Source organism: Pseudomonas sp. REST10, from assembly GCF_029542605.1.
Classification (GTDB): domain Bacteria; phylum Pseudomonadota; class Gammaproteobacteria; order Pseudomonadales; family Pseudomonadaceae; genus Aquipseudomonas; species Aquipseudomonas khazarica.
Genome location: NZ_CP035677.1, coordinates 4,997,117 through 5,017,206, shown reverse-complemented (window position 1 = coordinate 5,017,206; position 20,090 = coordinate 4,997,117). Strand labels below are relative to the sequence as shown.

At 66.5% G+C, this 20,090-nt stretch carries 16 protein-coding genes; 11 read left to right on the top strand and 5 right to left on the bottom strand.

Annotated elements, in window-relative coordinates; all coding sequences use genetic code 11:
- Nucleotides 1–8: 8 nt before the first annotated feature.
- A complete protein-coding gene (locus EWH21_RS23685; RefSeq protein WP_277699481.1) occupies nucleotides 9–1,586 on the bottom strand; it encodes an ABC transporter substrate-binding protein in 1,578 nt (525 codons plus the stop codon).
- 343 nt (nucleotides 1,587–1,929) lie between these two features.
- Here EWH21_RS23685 and rpmB point away from each other — a divergent pair, with 343 nt between their 5' ends.
- The 3 genes from rpmB to EWH21_RS23670 all read left to right on the top strand — a co-directional run bounded on the left by rpmB (nucleotide 1,930) and on the right by EWH21_RS23670 (nucleotide 3,763).
- On the top strand, nucleotides 1,930–2,166 hold the full coding sequence (gene rpmB, locus EWH21_RS23680; RefSeq protein WP_003242523.1) for a 50S ribosomal protein L28: 237 nt from the start codon (nucleotides 1,930–1,932) through the stop codon (nucleotides 2,164–2,166).
- A 10-nt stretch (nucleotides 2,167–2,176) separates the two neighbouring features.
- Nucleotides 2,177–2,332 (top strand): 50S ribosomal protein L33, encoded by a 156-nt coding sequence (gene rpmG / locus EWH21_RS23675; RefSeq protein WP_003457707.1) that lies wholly within the window; start codon nucleotides 2,177–2,179, stop codon nucleotides 2,330–2,332.
- A 216-nt stretch (nucleotides 2,333–2,548) separates the two neighbouring features.
- Nucleotides 2,549–3,763 (top strand): HDOD domain-containing protein, encoded by a 1,215-nt coding sequence (locus EWH21_RS23670; RefSeq protein WP_152489943.1) that lies wholly within the window; start codon nucleotides 2,549–2,551, stop codon nucleotides 3,761–3,763.
- On the opposite strand, the gene EWH21_RS23665 is transcribed toward EWH21_RS23670, so the two are convergent.
- The gene (locus EWH21_RS23665) at nucleotides 3,751–6,630 is read right to left on the bottom strand and encodes an EAL domain-containing protein (protein ID WP_277699480.1); all 2,880 of its coding nucleotides are present in this window, start codon (nucleotides 6,628–6,630) and stop codon (nucleotides 3,751–3,753) included. The genes EWH21_RS23670 and EWH21_RS23665 overlap by 13 nt on opposite strands.
- A gap of 181 nt (nucleotides 6,631–6,811) precedes the next feature.
- The gene (locus EWH21_RS23660; protein ID WP_047587179.1) at nucleotides 6,812–7,870 is read right to left on the bottom strand and encodes a fatty acid desaturase; all 1,059 of its coding nucleotides are present in this window, start codon (nucleotides 7,868–7,870) and stop codon (nucleotides 6,812–6,814) included.
- A gap of 103 nt (nucleotides 7,871–7,973) precedes the next feature.
- Between EWH21_RS23660 and EWH21_RS23655 the strand changes: the two genes are divergently transcribed.
- From EWH21_RS23655 to EWH21_RS23635, 5 genes are all read left to right on the top strand, one after another.
- Nucleotides 7,974–8,987 carry an AraC family transcriptional regulator gene (locus EWH21_RS23655; protein ID WP_277699479.1) on the top strand — a complete coding sequence of 338 codons (1,014 nt, stop codon included), beginning with the start codon at nucleotides 7,974–7,976 and terminating at the stop codon, nucleotides 8,985–8,987.
- A complete protein-coding gene (locus EWH21_RS23650) occupies nucleotides 8,984–10,060 on the top strand; it encodes an FAD-dependent oxidoreductase (RefSeq protein ID WP_037051202.1) in 1,077 nt (358 codons plus the stop codon). The genes EWH21_RS23655 and EWH21_RS23650 overlap by 4 nt, the downstream gene beginning before the upstream one ends.
- 231 nt (nucleotides 10,061–10,291) lie before the next feature.
- Entirely contained in the window at nucleotides 10,292–11,863 is a 1,572-nt protein-coding gene (locus tag EWH21_RS23645; protein ID WP_172979192.1) for a methyl-accepting chemotaxis protein, read from the top strand.
- A 414-nt stretch (nucleotides 11,864–12,277) separates the two neighbouring features.
- Nucleotides 12,278–13,645: a glutamine synthetase family protein gene (locus EWH21_RS23640; RefSeq protein ID WP_037051211.1), complete on the top strand. Its 1,368-nt coding sequence runs from the start codon at nucleotides 12,278–12,280 to the stop codon at nucleotides 13,643–13,645.
- A 125-nt stretch (nucleotides 13,646–13,770) separates the two neighbouring features.
- Entirely contained in the window at nucleotides 13,771–15,084 is a 1,314-nt protein-coding gene (locus tag EWH21_RS23635) for an FAD-binding oxidoreductase (protein WP_047587171.1), read from the top strand.
- Nucleotides 15,085–15,109: 25 nt separating this feature from the next.
- Here EWH21_RS23635 and EWH21_RS23630 read toward each other — a convergent pair whose 3' ends face one another.
- Both EWH21_RS23630 and EWH21_RS23625 read right to left on the bottom strand, forming a co-directional pair.
- A complete protein-coding gene (locus EWH21_RS23630; RefSeq protein WP_277699478.1) occupies nucleotides 15,110–15,439 on the bottom strand; it encodes a DUF2790 domain-containing protein in 330 nt (109 codons plus the stop codon).
- Between the two features lie 126 nt (nucleotides 15,440–15,565).
- On the bottom strand, nucleotides 15,566–16,879 hold the full coding sequence (locus tag EWH21_RS23625; RefSeq protein ID WP_277699477.1) for an OprO/OprP family phosphate-selective porin: 1,314 nt from the start codon (nucleotides 16,877–16,879) through the stop codon (nucleotides 15,566–15,568).
- Between the two features lie 375 nt (nucleotides 16,880–17,254).
- Between EWH21_RS23625 and EWH21_RS23620 the strand changes: the two genes are divergently transcribed.
- The 3 genes from EWH21_RS23620 (at nucleotide 17,255) to EWH21_RS23610 (ending at nucleotide 20,035) form a co-directional block, all read left to right on the top strand.
- A complete protein-coding gene (locus tag EWH21_RS23620; RefSeq protein WP_277699476.1) occupies nucleotides 17,255–18,157 on the top strand; it encodes a LysR family transcriptional regulator in 903 nt (300 codons plus the stop codon).
- A 252-nt stretch (nucleotides 18,158–18,409) separates the two neighbouring features.
- Complete coding sequence (locus EWH21_RS23615; RefSeq protein WP_277700643.1) at nucleotides 18,410–19,690, top strand: OprD family porin; 1,281 nt, start codon at nucleotides 18,410–18,412, stop codon at nucleotides 19,688–19,690.
- 141 nt (nucleotides 19,691–19,831) lie between these two features.
- Nucleotides 19,832–20,035 (top strand): hypothetical protein, encoded by a 204-nt coding sequence (locus tag EWH21_RS23610; protein ID WP_277699475.1) that lies wholly within the window; start codon nucleotides 19,832–19,834, stop codon nucleotides 20,033–20,035.
- Nucleotides 20,036–20,090: the final 55 nt, after the last annotated feature.

Genomic DNA, 20,090 nt, shown 5'->3' with positions numbered 1-20,090 from the left:
CTGGCCGGTCAGCGGGCCAGGCTGACCCTGGCGAAGTCCTGGCGACCGAACGGGCTGACCCGGTAGCCCTCGACCTTGGCGTCGAGCAGGGCGAAGGCCGTGGGGTGGGCCAGCGGCAGCCACAGCGCCTGCTGCTGGATGATCGCCTGCGCCTGGTGATAGAGGCGGCTGCGTTCGGCCTGGTCGCTGTGGGTCTTGCCGTCGGCGATCAGCTGGTCCAGGTCCTTGTCGCAGTAGCGCGCGAAGTTGAGGCCGGACTCGACCGAGGCGCAGGCGAATTGCGGGGTGAGGAAGTTGTCCGGATCGCCGTTGTCGCCGGCCCAGCCCATGAACAGCAGATCGTGCTCGCCGGCCTTGGCACGGCGGATCAGCTCGCCCCATTCGATCACGCGGATTTCGGCGTCGATGCCGACCTTGGCCAGATCCGCCTGCAGTAGCTGGGCGCCGAGGCTGGGGTTGGGGTTGAGCAGGCTGCCGCTCGGGCGGGTCCAGATGGTGGTCTTGAAGCCGTCCGCCAGGCCGGCTTCGGCCAGCAGGGCACGGGCGCGCTCCGGCTCATGGGCGTAGCCGGGCAGCTCGCGGGCGTAGCTCCAGGTGTTCGGCGGGTAGGGGCCGTTGGCCGGCTCGGCGCTGCCTTCGAACACGGCCTTGACGTAGCTGGCCTTGTCGAACGCCAGGTTGATCGCCTGGCGGACCTGCGGTTTGTCCAGCGGCGGGTGCTGGCTGTTGATGCCGACGAAGGCGGTCATGAATGCGGCGGTCTGGGTGCTCTTGAGCTTGGCGTCGCCGGCGATGGCCTGGACGTCCTGAGGCTTCGGCGACAGGGCGATCTGGCATTCGCCGCGGCGCAGCTTCTGCAGGCGCACGTTGCTGTCCGGGGTGATGGCGAAGATCACCCGGTCCATGGCGGGCTTGCCGGCAAAATATTCCGGGTTGGCGCGGTAGCGCACGGCGGCGTCCTTCTGGAAGCGTTCGAAGACGAAGGGGCCGGTGCCGATGGGCGCGCTGTTGAGCTTCTCCGGTGTGCCCGCCGCCAGCAGTTGCTCGGCATATTCCGCCGGGTAGATGGAGGCGAAGCCCATGCTCAGGGTGGCCAGGAAGGTGGCGTCGCGGCGGCTCAGGGTGATGCGCACGCTGTGTGCGTCCGGCGCCTCGACCCTGGCGATCAGGCTCGGCCACTGCATCGATTGCGCATGCGGATAGCCGCTGACGGCGACCGCGTGCCAGGGATGCTGGTCGTCGAGCATGCGCTGGAAGCTGAATACCACGTCCCGGGCATCGAGGTTGCGGCTGGGAGTGAAGGCGGCGCTGTGGTGAAAATGCACGTCATCGCGCAACTGGAAGTCGTAGACCAGGCCGTCCGCCGAGATCGACCAGCTGCGCGCCAGGCTCGGCAGCAGCTTGCCCTGCACGGCGTCGAACTCCACCAGGCGGTTCATCAGCATGTCGGCCGATGCATTGGTGGTGGTCAGCGAGTTGTACTGCACCACGTCGAAACCTTCCGGGCTGGCTTCGGTGCACACGCTGAGGGTCGCGGCCTGGGCAAGGATCGGGGTGCACAGCAGAGTGGCGAGCAGCAGGCGCATGGTTGGCTCCATTCCTGGCGTGGATGACAAGCTTGCAACCCTAGTCGATTTGCCGGGTGCTGAATACCTCGGTGAGGCGACGAGCGGTCAAATGTGGATAATGCCCCGAAGGCTCGGCCCCAGGGCCGTTCGCGGGTGCGCCCTGACTTTTTATCCTGCGCTTTCCCTTGTTGCCCCCAGGGCTTTCTGGTATAAAGCAGCGCTCTTTTCTAGGGGCCCGGTTCTTGCGCTATTCAGTGCGCCCGGTAAGACCCTCGAGAAACGCGGCGCTGAGCGCCAATGACATTGAGTTTAAGCGGCCAACCCATGCCGGGTTGGGCATGTGGTTTTAGAGGGCTGAGGCATGTCGAGAGTCTGTCAAGTTACCGGTAAGGGTCCGGTAACCGGGAACAACATTTCCCACGCAAACAACAAAACCCGTCGTCGTTTCCTGCCGAACCTGCAGCACCATCGCTTCTGGGTCGAGTCCGAGAAGCGCTTCGTACGTCTGCGCGTATCTGCCAAGGGCATGCGTGTCATCGACAAGCGTGGCATCGACGTAGTGCTGGCTGAGCTGCGCGCTCGCGGCGAAAAGGTTTAAGGAGAGAGTCATGCGTGAACTGATCCGTTTGGTGTCCAGCGCCGGTACCGGCCACTTCTACACCACCGACAAGAACAAGCGCACCACCCCCGACAAGATCGAAATCAAGAAATTCGATCCGGTCGTACGCAAGCACGTGATCTACAAGGAAGCCAAGATCAAGTAATTGATCGGCCTTCCGTCGAAAAAGCCCGCCCTTCCGGCGGGCTTTTTCGTTTCTGCGTGCGGCAATAGGTCTCAGGCATTCCCGGCGGGTGCCGGCCCGTGCCGGCTGACGACAGCCCAGGCGGCGGTTTAGACTGCGGCCTCTGGCCTGAAACTGACGCATCGTGCAGCTTTCTCCGGCCCGGCAACCTCCCTTCGTTCCCGTCCAGAGAGTCGCATGACCGCCTCAGCACATCCCGTGGAAGTTCTAATCGCCGAGGCCGACCCCTGGACTTCCAACCTGCTGCAGCAACTGGTGCTCGATGTCCGGGGCGATGCGCGCGTGCTGCAGGTCAGCGACGGCCAGACCGCTCTGGCCCGCTGCAAGCGGCGGCTGCCCGATCTGGTGATCGCCGACGGCGAATTGCCCGGGCTCGACGGTGTCGAGCTGCTGCGTCAGCTGCGGCGCCATCCGCGTACGCCGGCACTGCCCTTCGTCCTGATCAGCGGTCGTCTCGATGCCAGCAGCGTGCGCGCCGCACGCCCGCTGGCGCCCAGTGCCTACCTGGCCAAGCCCTTCAATGCCGAAAGCCTGCGCCAGCGCTTGCGCGGGTTGTTGCCGGTCGCCAGCGGTGAGCCGCAGTCGCGGCAGCCGCTGCTGCTCAGCGAGCTGCGGGACTTTCTCGACACGGTGCGCGAGGAGGGCCAGGGGGCGCCGTTGCTCAGCGATGTGCGCAATGCTGTCAGCCAGGGCTTGCAGGCGGGTGAGCAGGACCTGGGCGAGCTGGCGGCGGTATTCGGCGCCGATCCGCAGATCACCGCTCTGCTGATCGCTGCCGCCAGCACGGCGGCGCAGCACCAGGGCATGCCCTGTCACACCCTGGCGCAGGCGCTGCAACGCCTGGGCGTGGCGCGCACGCTCAACCTGGTGCTGGGACTGGCGCTGCAGCGCAATGCCCAGTTGCGCGATGCGCGCCTGGCCGAACTGGCCGCGCAGACCTGGCAACGGGCCAGGCGCAGCGCCGAGCTGGCGCGCTGGCTGGCGACCGAGCTGAAGCTGGACGCCGAGCTGTGCTACACGGCGGGCCTGCTGCACAACCTCGGCGAGCTGGCCCTGCTGCGCAGCCTGCAGGACTGGCAGGAGGCCGGTGGCGAGCTGAGCAATGCGCAGATCGACGATGCCATGCAGCGCCGTGCGGCGAGTTTCGGCTCCGCCCTGCGTATCCGCTGGCGCCTGCCGTTCGGCCTGCGCGAGCTGATCGCGGCGTTCTATGGCCTGGGCAGCGGCGTGTTCTCCCGCGAGGCGCTGGTGCTCAACCTCAGCGGCCTGCTGCTGGCGCTGCCGGCCAACGCCCTGCCGGCCAGCCTGGCCGAGGCCCGTTGCGTGCGTATGCTGCGCCTGAACGTGGCGTTGCTGGAGCAGGTGCCGGTGGAGCTCTATCAGGCGTCCTGAGTGTCGTGATGGCGGACATCGTCGGCCAGCAGGTGCAGCGGTTGCGGGCGGCCGACGAAATAGCCCTGTGCGTAGTCGATGCCGAGGCGGCGCAGGCAGTCCAGGCTGGCCTGGGTCTCGACGAACTCGGCGACGGTGAGCAGGCCGAGCTGGCCGGCGATCTGGCGCATCGAGCCGACCATGGCCTGGTTGATCGGGTCGCGCTCGATCCCGCTGATGAAGCTGCCGTCGATCTTGAGGATGTCCAGCGGTAGGTGGCGCAGGTAGGCGTAGGAGGCGAAGCCGCTGCCGAAATCGTCCAGAGCGACCTTCAGACCCTTGCCGCGCAGCTGTTCGATCCACTGCGCGGAAACGCCCAGTTCACCCAGGGCGACCATTTCCGTGACCTCGATGCACAGCTTGCTGGGCGGCAGGCCGTGGCGCTGCAGCTCGTCCTGCAGCAAACGGTGGAAGCCGCTGTCGAGCAGTGAACTGGCGCTGAGGTTGACGTTGACCTGGGCCAGCTGCGCCAGATGGCGTGGATTGGCCGCCAGCCAGGCGCACAGGTGCTGGATCACCCAGCGATCGATGGCGCCGAGGAAGTCATAGCGCGCCGCGGCGTCGAGAAACTGCGCGGGGCTGATCCAGTCGCCGTTGTGCGGGTCGCGGTAGCGCAGCAGCACTTCGTAGTGCAGGCCGCTGGAGGCCTGCTGCAGCGCCTGTACCGGCTGGAAGAACAGCTCGAAATGACCGCGCTCGGTGGCCTCGCGCAGGCGGGTTATCCACTGCAGCTGGCGCTGGTGCTCGAGCAGGGCGCCATCGGCCGGGTTGAACTGCTGCACGCGGTTGCGCCCCTGGTGCTTGGCCAGCTGGCTGGCGCTGGTGGCCCAGTTCAGTGCGGTCTCCCAGTCGCTCACCCCGGAGCCGAGTGCCAGCATGCCGATGCTGGCGTGCAGGCGGAATGGCCGTCCCTGCCAGGTGAAGACGAACTGCTCGACGCTGCGGCGCAACTGTTCGGCCTGCTCCAGCGCGGCTTCGTCGTCCACCTCGCGCAGCAGGACGGCGAACTCGTCGCCGCCAACGCGGGCCAGCTCGGCATGCCGTGGCAGCTGATGCAGCAGTTGGCTGGCGAGCTGCCTGAGCAACTGATCGCCGGCGGAATGGCCACAGAGGTCGTTGACCTGCTTGAAGCGGTCCAGCCCCAGCAACAGCAGGTGACTGAAGCGGCGCTTGGCGGTGCCGCCGAGGGTTTCCGCGAGCAGTCGTTCCAGTTCGCGGCGGTTGAGCAGGCCGGTCAGCGCGTCATGTGCGGCCAGTTGCTGCAGGCGCTCTTCCAGCGCACGGCGCTCGCTGAGGTCGACCACGATGCCCTCGATGCAATCCTGATGCGGGCGCAGGTGCAGCGACAGGTACACCCAGCGCGGGCGCTGTTCGAGGTCGTACAGCTGGCATTCGCAGCTGGCGGTGCCGCTTCGCGCGTCCAGCTGCGAGAGCAGCTCGTGCCACTGCGTCTCGCCCACCAGGCTCGGCAGGGCGAGTGCGTCGAGGTTGGCCGGCAGTGCCTCGCGGCCCAGCAGGCGAGCCAGGCTCGGATTGGCTTCCAGCAGCCTGCCGTCGCGGCGGCAGCGGAAGATGCCTTCGCCGCTGTGGCGGAACAGCGCCTGGTACTGTTCCAGGTTGTCGATGGCCTGGGCCTGGCTGCTCAGCAGCACGCGGCGTACGCGCTCCAGCTGTTTGTCCAGCAGGGCGCCGAACAGCAGCATGCTCAGGGCCGGCAGGTAGGCGTACATGGCGTAGAAGCCCGCCGGCAGCGGGACCAGCCCGGCGCGGCCCAGCGGCACCAGCAGCATCAGGGTCAGGGCCGCGCTCCAGCACAGCAGGTAGCCGGGCGCGTAAGGGCGGCGCTGGCGGACGCCGATGACCAGGAGCAGCAACTGGTACAGGCCGGTGGCAAGGATCAGCAGGTTCAGCACCTCATAGGCGCGCGGATGATCCACCAGCAGGCCGCCGACGCTGACCAGCAGGCTGGCGGCGAACAGCGCGTCGCGCAGCCAGCGCAGGCGCTTCAGGCGCAGGCCGAGGGCGCTGGCGATGAACAGCGAGCTGAAGATCATCATGCCGGCGGTGGGCAGGTTGACCAGCAGCTTGGGCAGCATCGGCCACTGCGGCCAGAGCAGCCCGGCGAGGTTGTAGATACTGGCGTTGTACAGCGCGGTACTCAGCGAGGTCAGGCCGAAACAGGCCAGCGGCCACTCGCGCAACGTGCTGTAGCGGATCAGGTAGAACAGCGCCAGGGCCAGCAGCGCGCCGATCAGCAGGCCGCTGCGCAGCCAGCTGTGGGCGATCAGCTGCTGCCCCTGTTCGGCACCGACCAGCTGCAGCGGCAGGTTGATCGCCGAATGGCTCTGCACGCGCAGCAGCAGGGTGTGTACACCGGCGTCCAGGCGCGGCAGGTTGAGCAGGAAATGCGGATAGGGTTCGCCACGTTCGCTGAATGCCCGGCTCGAACCACTGTAGAGCGGTCCCAGTGGCCGTTCTCCGTCGTACAGCCAGATTTCCAGGTCGTCGAGGAAGGTCTGTCCGATGATCAGTTGCAGGCGCTCCGCCGCCGGGGCCTGCACCTGCGTGGCGAGCCACCAGGCGCTGCGGCTGTAGCCGATACGCGGTGTGCCCTCGACCTCGCGGCCCTGGCTGGCGATGCGTTGCAGCACCTCGCTTGCGGTCAGCTGGGCGCCGGGGTCCTCGAGCAGCAGGCTGCGTTCGATGCTGACCGGCTCGTCCAGGTCGCTCGCCTCGAGCTTGAGCAGCGGCAACGCGCCGCCCGCCCAGGCCGGCAGGACGCAGACCAGGCAGAGCAGGGTCATCAATGAACGAAGTGGGCGGAGCATCCGGGCGCCTCATGGCTACTGCGAGGGCGCCGGAGTCCGGTGGACGTTGTTCTGTCGTGCGGTAACGGTCAGGCGCAGAGGGATTCTAGCCGACTGTCGGGATGATGATTGCGGGGCGAGTCTCATCCGCCAGGAAGAACGCCCCCGCCCGTCGCGGCGCACAGGGCGCCGCGCATGAGAATCAGGCGGCCTGCGTGCGTTGCGCTTGCGCCTGGTCGCGGCGGGTCCAGCGATTGGCGCGGGCGAACGTGCCGAAGTCGTTGAAGCGTACGCCCATCTCGCGCATCACCCTGTGGGCGAAGGGCACGCTGAGCTGGCGGATGTAAAAGGGCTCCTTGACCACGAAGTGGTGGATCGCATGGCTGCTGCCGAAGTTGAAGCAGAATGCCTGCAACGGCCACAGCCACCAGGGGTTGAGCACCTGGGTCTGCTGGATCACGTTGCCCGGTTCGACATCGCCGTAGTAGTGCATGTTGGAGCTGACGAAGTGCAGGCAGAAGGTGCGCAGCACGTTGGGGCCGACCAGCACCACCACGGCGACGTTCACCACCTGCATGGTCGCCAGGGTCGTGGCCGACCAGGCAATGGGGGCACCGAGGGCGGCGCTGGCCCAGTCGAGCAGGTGGAAGCCGAGGAACAGGTACCAGGTCGCCCAGTTGAGCAGGCCCAGCGGCGCGTAGACCTTCAGCGTGCGGCTGAGGATCAGCCGGCGGTGCGCCGGATTCTTCGCCCGCAGCCAGCGGATCAGCGAGCTCATCATGTTGTCGCCGACCATCAGCAGGCGGGCGATGCCCCAGGGTTCGCCGTTGGTGATGGCACGTTCCTCGGTATCCGCCTCGCTGCCGGACACCTTGTGGTGGTTCAGGTGCAGGTGCCGGCGCACCCAGGGGTTGATGGTGCTCGGCCGGGCCAGCCAGACCAGCGCCATCATCAGGTTGTGCGGCACGGGGCGCTTGCGGAAGTACATCGAGTGGATCAGGTCGTGCTCCAGCTCGTGGGTCAGCGAGGCGAAGAAGGCGTTGAGCAGCAGGCACCCCCACCAGGGCAACTGGCCGCCGATGTACAGGGCCGCCGAGCCGAGCATGCCGAGCAGGGCGAAGGCGAGAATAGCGGCGCCGAGCGCGTCCTGGTGCTGCAGGATCGGGTAGCGCTGGCGCAGTGCATTGCCGTGGGCCATCACCTGCTCGCGGATATGCGCGGCGCGTTGCTGATCATTAAGGCTTGCGGGGGAGGGGGACATGCCGACATCCTCTTGTTATTGGGCTGTGACTTCACTGTGCCGTGACGGTCGTCAGAGCGCCCGACCGAGCACGCCAACCTGCCTACCGGATACGCCAATCTGCATGACCGCCGAACCCTCCACCCTGGCCAGCTGGACCCGCGCCCTGCGCAAGCAGCTCGATGCCCTTGGCCTGGACAGCAGCGCGCTGTGCCGCGAGGCCGGGCTCGACCCTGCGCTGCTGGACGATCCCAACGCGCGTTGCCCGCTGTCGGTGACCACCCGTCTGTGGCAACTGGCGGTGGCGGCCAGCGATGATCCGGCGCTGGGCCTGAAGACCTCGCAGTTCGTCAGCCCGACCACCTTCCATGCCCTGGGTTATGCGCTGATCGCCAGCAGCAGCCTGCGCGAGATGTTCGAGCGCATCGTGCGCTATCACCGGGTGGTCAGCGATGCCCTGCAGCTGGAGCTGCGCCAGGTGGACGATGCCTACGAGTTTCGTTTCCGTGTCCCGCCTGGCAGCCCGACGCCGGCACCGGAGGCGCTGGACGCCTTCGCCGCGATCTACGTGCGCAGTTGTCGCAATCGCCTGAGCCGCGACTTCGCCCCGCTGCTGGTGCAGCTGCAGCGCCCGCGTCCGCTCGACCCCGAGCCGTGGCAGGCGGTGTTTCGCGCTCCCGTGCAGTTCGAGGCCGAGGAAAGCCTGCTGCGCTTTCCGCGGGATGCCTTCGAGCAACGCCTCGACGATGGCAACCCGGAGCTGGCCGAGCACAACGAGGCCGTGCTCAGGCGCAGCCTGGAACAACTGCAGGCGGCCAGTTGCAGCGAGCGGGTACGCAACTTCCTGCAGGCACAGTTGCCAGATGGCGAGCCGTCGGCCGAACGCATCGCCCAGGCCCTGCACCTGAGCCTGCGCAGCCTGCAGCGCCACCTGGCCGAGGAGGGCACCAGCTACGAGGCGCTGCTCGGTGACACGCGCCAGGCCCTGGCACTGCAGCACATGCGTGACCCGCGCTGTTCGATCAGCGAGATTGCCTATCTGCTCGGCTTCAGTGACAGCAGCAGCTTCGGCCGAGCCTTCAAACGCTGGACCGGGCAGACCCCGAGCCAGTACCGCGACGGATTGAAAAAAACATGACCCAGTACGACCTGATATTGGCCGGAGCCGGTCACGCCCACCTTGGCGTGCTGCGCCGTTGGGCCATGGTGGAACGCCCGCCAGGGCGGATCGGCCTGCTCAGCCCCGGCCCCGAGGCCTGGTACGCCGGCATGTTGCCGGGGCTGATCAGCGGCCGTTTCAGCGCTGCCGACTGCCGGGTGGAGCTGCAGCCGCTGTGCCGGGCGGCCAAGGTCGAGCTGATCGAGGGCGAGATCGCCTCGCTCGATGCCGACAGCCGCTGCCTGCGCCTCACCGATGGCCGTGACCTGCAGGGTGAATGGCTGTCACTCAACGTCGGTGCCGGCATGGCCATACCACCGCAGCAGGGCGATGCCATGCAGGTGCTGGCCGCGCGGCCCATCGAGCGGCTGCTGGTGGGCTGGCAGCAATGGCAGGCCGAGCCCAGGCGCATGGCGATTCTCGGCGGCGGCGCGGGTGGCGTGGAGCTGTCCCTGGCGCTGGCCGACAAGGTGCCGGCACTGGCGCTGTTCTGCGGCGGCGCGCTGCTCGACGGGCTGTCGCCGGGGCTGCGCCTGCGTGCCCTGGGCCATCTGCGTCAGCGTGGCGTGCAGGTGCGTGAGCACTGTCCGATCGGGCGCATCGAGGACGACTGGCTGCTCAGTGGCGACGAGCCCGTGTGGCGCGGGCGCCGCCTGTTGCTGGCCAGTGGCGCGCGGCCCTGGCCCTGGCTGACGGCCAGCCAGCTGGCCACGGACAGCGCCGGCTTCATCGCCATCCGGCCGACCCTGCAGTGCGAGTCGCACGCGCAGGTGTTCGCCGTCGGCGACAGCGCCAGCCTCGATGGCATGCGCCGCAGCGGGCGTTTCGCGGTGCGCCAGGCGCCCGTGCTGGCTGCCAACCTGCAGGCCGCCTTGCAGGGGCGGCCCCTGCGCCAGTACCGGGCGCAGTGGCAGAGCCTGGCACTGCTCGCCACGGGCGATGGCGGCGCGCTGCTCGGCTGGCACGACTGGAGTGCGGGCGGCCAGCTCTACGGACGTTGCAAGGACTGGCTCGACCGGCGTTTCGTCCAGCGCCATCGCGTCGTGGGGTAGGGCAGGCTAAATTCATGGCATGGTGCTACCAAAGTGCGATGGTGCCGGCGCTGCCAACCTGCTCGAATCCGCTCATCGTGCCCGGTCTGCATCGTCTGATTTGTCGACGGGCCTGCCTTCCTCGTAGCCTGCTGCCCAGGTTGCGTGGGATATTCCAGGAGAGAACCCGCCGTGACTTCGTCCGCCTACAGCGCCTCGCCGCGCACCAGAACAAGAACTCTGAGGTCGGTCATGCAAGCTGCTTTCATCCGCACACCTGTCGCCTGTCTGCTGCACGCCATCGGGCTTGCGGGCCTGATGCTGGTCTATCAGCAGGTGCAACTGCCCGCTTATGTCAGCGTGCCGTCCTTCCTGCTGCTGGCGCTGTGGCCCTGGCTGGGGCCCTGGCAGCGCCGCGACGAACCCGCCGCCGTGGTGCGCAAGGCGCCGACCGGTGACTTCGTCGAGCTGAGCCGTGGGCTGTCGCGCCACACCTGTCACAACGCGTTGTCCGCAGCCAGGGTCGCCCACGCGGTCAAGCACCTGGCCGAACGCCTGCAATCGCAGCTGGCGGCGGTGCAGCAGGTCAGCCAGGCCGCCGAGGCCATTACCCTTACCGAGCAGGACAGCGCGGCACGTGCCGAGCAGACCCTGACGGCGGCCCGGCATGTGCGTGAGGCCAGTGCCGATGGCCAGGCCGAACTCAACCAGGCCATCGGCCGCATGCAGCAACTCAGTGCCCAGACCCTGGCCAGCCGCGAGCTGATCGACGGCCTCGGTAGCCGCACCGAACAGATCGAGCAGGTCACCCAGGTGATCCAGTCCATCGCCAGCCAGACCAACCTGCTGGCGCTCAACGCCGCCATCGAGGCGGCTCGCGCCGGTGAGATGGGCCGTGGTTTCGCCGTGGTCGCCGATGAGGTGCGCAACCTGGCGGCGCGCACCGCCAGCGCCACCGAGGAAGTCAGCCAGATGGTCGCCGACATCCGCCAGCAGAGCACGGCAGTGGTCGAGCACATCCAGCGCCAGAGCGGCGAGCTGGAGCAGGCGGCGCAGCAGATCGAGACCGCCGGCAGTCGGTTGCATGGCATCGCCGACCAGGCCGAGGAGGTCGAGCAGCAGGTGGCGCGGATCAGCGCCGGCACCGCCGACAATCACCAGCGCCTGGCCAGCCTGTCGGCCGCCGCGTTGCAGCTGCAGGATGACGTGCAGGGCAGCGAGGGACAGACGCGGCAACTGGCCGATGCCGCCGAACAGTTGGTCGGCCAGGCCGAGACGGTCAGCGAGCAGCTCGCCGAGGTGGGCCTGGACGACTATCACCAGCGGGCCTATGACCTGGCGCGCGAAGGCGCGGCTGCCATCGCCGCGCAGTTCGAGCAGGACCTGCAGGCCGGACGTATCGGCCTCGACGACCTGTTCGATCGCCGCTACCAGCCGATTGCCGGTACCCAACCGCAGAAGTACCGCACGCGCTTCGACCAGTACGCCGACCAGGTGCTGCCGGCCCTGCAGGAACCCTTGCTCGAACGCCACGAGGGGCTGGTCTTCGCCATCTCCACCACGCCGGAAGGCTACGTGCCCACCCACAACGCCGCGTTCAACCATCCGCCCAGCGGCGACCCGGCGGTGGATGCGACCCGCAGCCGTGGCAAGCGCCTGTTCAACGACCGCACCGGTATCCGTTGCGGCAGCCACAAGCAGACCCTGCTGTTGCAGACCTACATGCGCGATACCGGCGAACTGATGCACGACCTGTCGGTGCCGATCATGGTGCAGGGCCGGCATTGGGGTGGTTTGCGACTGGGTTATCGACCCGAGCCATAGGGCGCGCCGCGCGCCCCGTCGACGGCATTGCCGGCAGGAAAACGCGTGCCTGATTGTTTAGCCGGCGCACAACCAAGCGTATGAAAAACCCGATTTAACGCACGTCAAACCCTGTGCGACGCTGCCAAGCCATGATCTCCTCGGCCTGCCAAGTCCATGTTCCGCTGTACCGCGCGCCTGCGCGGCGGCGCCTGTTGGAGCGGCTCAACCCGCTGCTGACGATCATCCTCGCCTTCTGGGCGCTGTGGCACTGCCGCCACGCGCGCCCACCGGACGCCGTCCCCACCCGCTGAATTCCGATGGCTGCGCCATGCCCGCAGCCGCTGATGCCCAATTGTCTGCCTGTGCAACCTGTTCGAGAATCGAACGGGCCGTGCGGACACCGAGCGCCTGACTGGCGCAAGCGAGTGCGATATGACGACTTTCGCTGCTGTGCAGGAAGCCCAGGCTTTCCTGACCGACAACCCCGACATCGAACTGATCGAGCTGTTCATCCTCGACGCCAATGGCGTGCCGCGCGGCAAGCTGCTGCATCGCGAGGAACTGCTGGCGCTGTATGAGAGCGGCCGGCCGTTGCCGAGCACCATGCTGGGCCTGTCCATCCTCGGCGAGGATGTCGAGGACTCCGGCCTGGTCTGGGACGTAGGCGATATCGACTGCCGCGCCTACCCGTTGCCCGGTAGCCTGGTGCGCCTGCCCTGGCGGCAGATTCCCACTGCTGCGGTACAGGTTTCCATGCACCCCAGCGAAGGCCTGCCGGCAACCCCCGCCGACCCGCGCCAGTTGCTGGTGCGGGTGATCGAGCAACTCGAAGCCGACGGCTATCACCCGGTGATGGCCTGCGAGCTGGAGTTCTACCTGCTCGACCAGAAGCGCGACGCGCAAGGGCGCCCGCAGCCGGCGCTGGATGCCGACGGTGGCCGCCCGCGACAGACCCAGGTCTACGGCCTGCGCGAACTGGAGCAGATCGAGCCGTTCCTCCGCGACCTTTACGCCGCCTGCAAGGCCCAGGGGATTCCGGCACGCACGGCGATTTCCGAGTACGCCCCCGGCCAGGTCGAGATCACCCTGGAGCACGGTCCGGTACTGGCGGCGATGGACCAGGCGGTGCGCTACAAGCGCCTGGTCAAGGGGGTGGCGCATGCCCACGGCATGCAGGCCTGCTTCATGGCCAAGCCGTTCGCCGAGATCGCCGGCACCGGCATGCACATGCACGTCAGCCTGGCCGACGCGGCGGGTGACAATCTGTTCGCCAGCGAAGATCCGGCCGGTACGCCGCTGTTGCGTCAGGCGGTCGGCGGCATGCTCGCCAGCCTGCACGACTCGTTGCTGCTGTTCTGCCCCAACGCCAACTCCTACCGGCGTTTCCAGGCCAACAGCTACGCGCCGCTGGCGCCGACCTGGGGTGTGGATAACCGTACCGTGAGCCTGCGCGTGCCGGGCGGCCCGGCCAGGACCCGACACGTCGAGCACCGCATCTGCGGCGCCGACGCCAACCCCTACCTCGCGGCAGCGGCGATTCTCGCCGGTATCCAGCGCGGCATCCGCGACCGCCTCGACCCCGGGGCGCCGATCGAGGGCAACGGCTATGCCCAGGCCAAGGAGCGCCTGCCGAGCCAATGGTCGGCGGCGATCCAGGCGCTGGAGCAGTCGAGCTGGGCCCGCGACGCCTTCGGTGGCGACTTCCTCAAGGTGTTCCTGGCAGTCAAGCGCGCCGAGTATCGCCAGTTCATGGGCGAGGTCGGCGAGCAGGACTGGCGCTGGTACCTGAGTAACGCCTGACTGAACAGCATCGCGGCTGCAGCCGCTCCTACGAAGTGTGCATCCCATGCAGGCGCGGCCGGGCGGCATTCCGCTTCAGCCGCGATCACAGATTCACCGGTGCCAACGCACCCCAAGGATATGCAATGAACGCGATCAACCAACCCGTCAAACCCGCCGCCGAGCGTGCGCCTTCCTACTACTCGGCGTCGCTCAACTTCGAGTCCGACTACCCGACGCTGCAGGGCAGCGTGAGCGTGGACGTGGCCATCATCGGCGGTGGCTTCACCGGCATCGCCACGGCCGTGGAGCTGGCCGAGCGCGGCCTCAAGGTCGCCGTGGTGGAAACCAACAAGGTCGGCTGGGGGGCCAGCGGACGCAATGGTGGCCAGGTCACCGGCAGCCTGTCCGGCGACGAAGCCATGCGCAAGCAGATGCGCAACAGCCTCGGCAGCGACGTCGACGACTTCATCTGGCACCTGCGCTGGCGCGGCCACGAGATCATCAAGAGCCGTGTGGCCAGGTACGGCATCGCCTGCGACCTCAAGCACGGCCATCTGCATGCGGCGATGAAGCCCAGCCACATGGACGAGCTCAGGGCCTCCTACGACGAGGCACTGCGGCGCGGCATGGCCGGCGAGGTGAGCCTGCTCGACGGCGCCGAGGTGCGTGCCCAGCTGGGCAGCGACCTGTACTGCGGGGCGATCAAGAACACCCGCAACATGCACCTGCACCCGCTCAACCTGTGCCTCGGCGAAGCGCAGGCGGCGGCGAGCCTGGGCGCGCTGATCTTCGAGCATTCCGAAGTGCTGGATATCGTCCATGGCCCGCGTCCGGCGGTGGTCACCACGGGCGGGCGTATCGAAGCCAAGCAGGTGCTGCTGGCTGGCGACGTCTACCACAAGCTGGAGCGGCGCAAGCTCAAGGGCATGATCTTCCCGGCCATGGGTGGCATCGTCACCACCGCGCCGCTGGGCGAGCTGGCGAAAGAGATCAACCCGCAGGACCTGGCGGTCTACGACTGCCGTTTCGTGCTCGACTACTACCGCCTGACCGGCGACGGCCGCCTGCTGTTCGGCGGTGGTGCCAACTATTCCGGGCGTGATTCACGGGACATCGCCGGGGAACTGCGCCCGTGCATCGAGCGCACCTTCCCGCAACTCAAGGGCGTGCAGATCGACTTCCAGTGGAGCTGCGCCATGGGCATCGTGATGAACCGCATCCCGCAGCTGGGCAAGTTGTCGTCCAATGTCTGGTACTGCCAGGGCTACTCCGGTCACGGCGTGGCGACCACCCACATCATGGGCGAGATCATGGCCAAGGCGATTACCGGCGACCTGGAACAGTACGACACCTTCGCCGCCTGCAAGCACATCAAGGTGCCGCTGGGTGACCAGCTCGGCAACCCGATGCTGGCGGCCGGCATGTGGTACTACCAGATGCTGGAGAAGCTGCGCTGAGACGGGCAACTGTGCCGGTGGCGTTTCAGCGCTGGCTGCGGCATTCGCCCTGGCTGCGGTAGCGAATACTGCGCAGTTCTTCGTTGCTGTCTTCGAAGACCATGATCTGTGGGATGACTCCGCAGTATTCGATTCTCGGGCTCTGGTAAACGACCTTGGCGATGTCCAGTTTCATGCTGTAGCGGTAGTCCTGGATTTGCGGCATCGGCTTGCCCGTGCGCTCGGCGTATCGCTGGGCGACTTCGATGCTGTTCTGTTCGATCTGCCTGACCTTGTCCTTTGGAAAGGACTGCGCAAGGGCGTTGCTGGCGACCAGCAGAAGGGCGATAGGCAAGAGGCGGTTGAGGATTTTCATGGCTGGGCCTGTGGCTGATGGTGTCGAGCCGGACACTAGCGACCCGTCGCTTACCCAGGCATTGCGCCAGGATTACAATCGCGAAAGCCGACGCCGGCAGGGGCTTGGCACCTGCCGGCGGCACACTCAGAAGACGTACTGCAGGCGCATGACGACGCCATCGCCGGTGTCATCGCCAACCGTGTTGCTGGCGTTGTCGGTACTCGCCGTGACGTAGTTGGCGCTGATCTTCACGGCCTCGTTGGCATACCAGTTGACGCCAAGCGTATGGGTCCTGGCGCGAGCGTCACCGACCTGGCGTGTGGTCGTGCTGCTGGTGATGTTGTCATCCTCCACCGTGATCGAGTCGAAACGGTAGAACAGCTCCCAGGCCCCCAGCGCCTTGTCGTCCGCCTTGATGGTGTCGAACCTGGCGCCATCGAGTCGGTAGAGACGCGGCTCGCCGGTGAGGGTGTAGGCGACCTGGACGTAGTAGCCGTCCGCTTCGACGTCGTTGCTCGCCTGGTCGGCCTTGAGGGTGCGGCGCAGATACTCGCCCTGGACCGAGAAGGCGTTCAGGGCCCAGGCACCCTCCACGCCCCATACCGCATCGTCGTCCCAGAGATCGGCGCTGGCAGCAGCGCCACCGAAGACCACGCGGTTGCCGTTGTCGCCGGCGCTGCTGCCGCCGTTGGTGCTGACACCGCGCATCCCCACGCGTGGACGAATGCGTGTGTCCACGGCGCTGCCGCCGAGGTCGCGATAGGCGTACTGCAGGCCGACATGCAGGACATTGCCGGGTTGGTTGAGGGGCGCGAACACCGCGCGGGCGTTGTAGCGTTTGACGCTGTCACCATCGCTGTCGTTGTTGTTCTCGCTGAAGACGCTGCCGGAAAGGTATGCGGAACCGGCGATGACGCGGGTCGCCTGTAGCCCCAGGCCGGAGTTGTCGTTTATCCAGTCGGCCAGCTCGTAGGACAGGTTGCGTTCCAGCGCGGTCGTCCATTTCGAGCTGGTGGCCTTCTCCAGGCCGAAGTCGGTGTAGAAGCGACCGGCCTTGATGTTCAGCGGGCTGAAGCCGGTATAGGTGACGCTGGCCTCGTCGAAGTAACCGGCACTGTCGTTGCCGGTGTTGCGCGACAGGTCATAGTTGATCTGGTACTTCCAGTCCCTGTAGGCGGTGCCGCCCAGTTCCAGGTAGGCGCGTCGGAAATAGCCCGCATCGGCCGAGTTGCCATTGCGCGTGTAGTAACCGTCGAACATCGAGTAGTCGGCCTGCAAGCGGCCGCCCAGCTTGAAGCTGAAGGCTTTGTCGGTGGTGGCCACCTCCAGTCCGCCTTTGGTCCTGATGACGATATCGGCGCCGTCGGTGGTGACCGTCCCGGCGTGTGCCGGGATGGCAGGAAGACTCAGCAGGATGCCGAGTGCGAGGAGGGAAAATGGCGTGGGTTTGATCAACATGCATGGCTCCTTGTCGCCGAATGTCAGGGGTTGGCGACGGGATGCTTTGCGGGGCGGATGACGCTTGGCGGGCAATTCGGTGACGATTCGATGACGCTCGCTCGTTGCGGGCGCGCACCCCGGAAATGCTGGGCGCCGGCGCTTTTACGGGCATGCCGGGGGGTGATTTCACTTCGATGGCGATCAGGTGAAAGCGGCCGTGTGGCACCCAGTCGCTGGCGCCGTGAGCGACGCTGCAGAACCCGGATTACAGATAAGTAATCTTGCGGCAAGCCTGGCGAAAGGCGGTGCTCAGTAGGCTGCCGGCCATGTCATCACGTCTTGCCAGTGCGCACATGCAGAATCGAGTCCGGAGCCACATGCCTGGCGGTCGCCATGGCTGAGATCGAGCGACTCGTGGCCAGGAGCTTTCTGGCAACCGCGCGCTGCGCCAGTTTCAAACAGGCGGCACGCAGCCTGAACATGCACCCCACGGTGCTGCGCAAGCAGTTGCGGCGGCTCGAATCCAGTCTGGGGGAAGCGCTCTTCGTCTATCAGGATCGCGCACTCGCACTGACGTCACGCGGCCTGGCGTTGCAGGCGGAACTGGCATCCCGGCATCGAGACCTGCGCCCCGAAGTCGGTTTCGCCGAACGGCCCGAGCTGCGTCTGACGCTGCCGGAATGGGTGCTCGACGATGTGCTGGGTCGGCATCTGGTGGCCTTTCTGCGCAGACATGCCGGCGTGCGCCTGGAGCTGCTCCGCCAGGACCAGGGGCCGCTGCTGCAGAGCGAGGTCATGATCTGGCTGGCCGATCCCGACCAGGCCCGGCCTGATCCCGGTTTTGCCATGACGCGGCCCCAGCGCCTGGCCAGCGTCGAGTTCCAGGCCTGCATCGGCAAACGCTACGCCCGTGAGCGACGGCTACCCGCGCGCCTGTGTGATCTGCACGACTACATGCTGGTGCAGCGCCCGGACACGTCGGCATCGGCGGTGTTCGCGCCGTGGAATGCCCTGGTGGACGCGCGTGGCAGTGCGGTGACACGCGCGCACTCCCAGCAATGGACGATGGAACTGATCCGGCACGCCGCCTGTATTGGCCTGATGCCGCACTACACCTCGCACATCGACGCGAACCTGCAACTGCTGCCCGGCCTCTTTGCCCGACCGATGAGGCAGTCGATCTGGTTGGCCTGCGCACCGCTCTCGGCGCAGCGCGAGGATGTCATGAGCCTGCAGGCGCTGATCCACAACGCCTTCGCGGAGCGCCGCGACTGGTTTGCTGCAGACGATGAGTGATGCCGCACGATGACTTGCCGTGCCGGCGTGCGAGCGGACCGTGCAGGGGGCGTCGAGTTCTTCGATTACGAAATTGTAATGCTGCGCTCATCTCCGAGTTATCCGCAGGTTGCAAGGATGTGAGGGCCATAACCACAAGAAGAGTCGGCCTATGACAACCCCAAAACTGCCGGTAAGCATCAGGAGCCATGTATGAACAAAAGCCCCCTAACCCTGGCGATCATCTCCGCACTGGCATTCGGTCCAAGCACGATGACGCAGGCGTCCGAGACACAGGCCAGCGACGGTTTCGTCGAGGGAAGCAGCCTGAAGATCCTCAACCGCAACTTCTACTTCAACCGCGACTTCCGCAAGGGCGAGGCCAGGGTGCTGCCCAACGGTGAGCGCAGCAGCTACACCGAGGCCTGGACGCACGGCATTCTCGCCAACTTCGAGTCTGGCTTCACCCAGGGTACCGTCGGCTTCGGTGTCGACCTCCACGCGGGGCTGGGCCTGAAACTGGATACCGGCGACGGCCGTTATGGTCCGGGTGGTAGCGTCGACATGCTGCCGGTCGACAGCGATGACCGGGCCGAGGATGCGTATTCCAAAGTGGGCGCGGCGGTCAAAGCCCGCTTTGCCGACACCGTGGTCAAGGCCGGTGATGTGTTTCCGACCACGCCTGTCGTGCACTACGGCGATTCGCGTTTGCTGCCGCAGAGCTTCAAGGGGGTCACCCTGGTCAACGAGAGCGTGGACGGGCTGACCCTGCAGGGCGGCCGCCTGCACGCCATGAGTCAGCCACAGGAAAGTACCTCGCGTGGTGAGTTCGCGACTTTCTACGCCGGGCAGGTGGACTCGCCCTGGGTCGGCTACTTCGGTGGCGACTATGCCGTCAGCGACAACCTGGGCTTCAGCCTCTACGGCAGCCGCCTGAAGGATGCCTGGGATCAGTACTACGCCGGGATGTGGTGGACCTATCCGCTCTCCGACGACCTGGCGCTGTTCGGCGGGCTGAACTGTTACAACGCGACGGACGAAGGCAAGAAACGCCTGGGCGAACTGAGCAACAACATCTACAGCGGCAGCATCGGCGTGCACTACGGCGCCCACCGCGTCGCCCTCTCTCACCAGCGCAACAATGGCGACGATGATTTCGACTATCTGCGCCAGTCCGACTCCATCTTCCTGGACAACTCCCTGCAGTACAGCGATTTCAACTCGCCGAAGGAGCGTTCCTGGATGCTGCGCTACGACCTGGACATGGCGGACTTCGGCGTACCCGGGCTGAGCTTCATGGCGCGCTACGCGCTGGGGCGTGACGCGGACTACTCCAACGCCAACAGCACGTACATGCGCAGGGATGACGCCGGCAACCCGCTGACCGACCAGAAGCGCTGGGAGCGCAATATCGAGGTCAAGTACGTGTTCCTCGACGGCTCGCTCAAGGACCTCTCGGTGCGTGTGCGGCAGATGAATACGCGTGCCACCGCGTATGAAAGCGACCTCGATGAGGTGCGTGTCATCGTCGAGTATCCGCTGCAGGTGCTGTAACACCGAACAGGAGCGGCGCTGCCGCTCCTAACTGTCAGGATTGTAATGCGGGCCTCATGCTCCCGTTAGGTGCGCCTACCTAACATGGGGCTGTCTTCGAAGCGTTCGTTTCCACGTTTGCTCAGTCAGTCCGAGGTTCCCATGAAAGTGTTCACCCAGTTCCTGTTCGTCGTTCTCCTGAGTGCAAGCAGCCTGCTCGCCTCGGCGGAGGATGGTTCGCAACGCTCGCTCGATGCGCTCAAGCAGTTCCGTGAAAACCAGCAGCGCATCCATGGCGATCGAGCCGCCGAGCAGCCGCCATCATCGCCTGTTCAGAGTGGCGACAACGACGCAGTGCGTGACTGAACGCACGTCGTTTCCCCTCTTCGGTCCCCATCTCTTGGTAGCTCCCGCTCCTTTG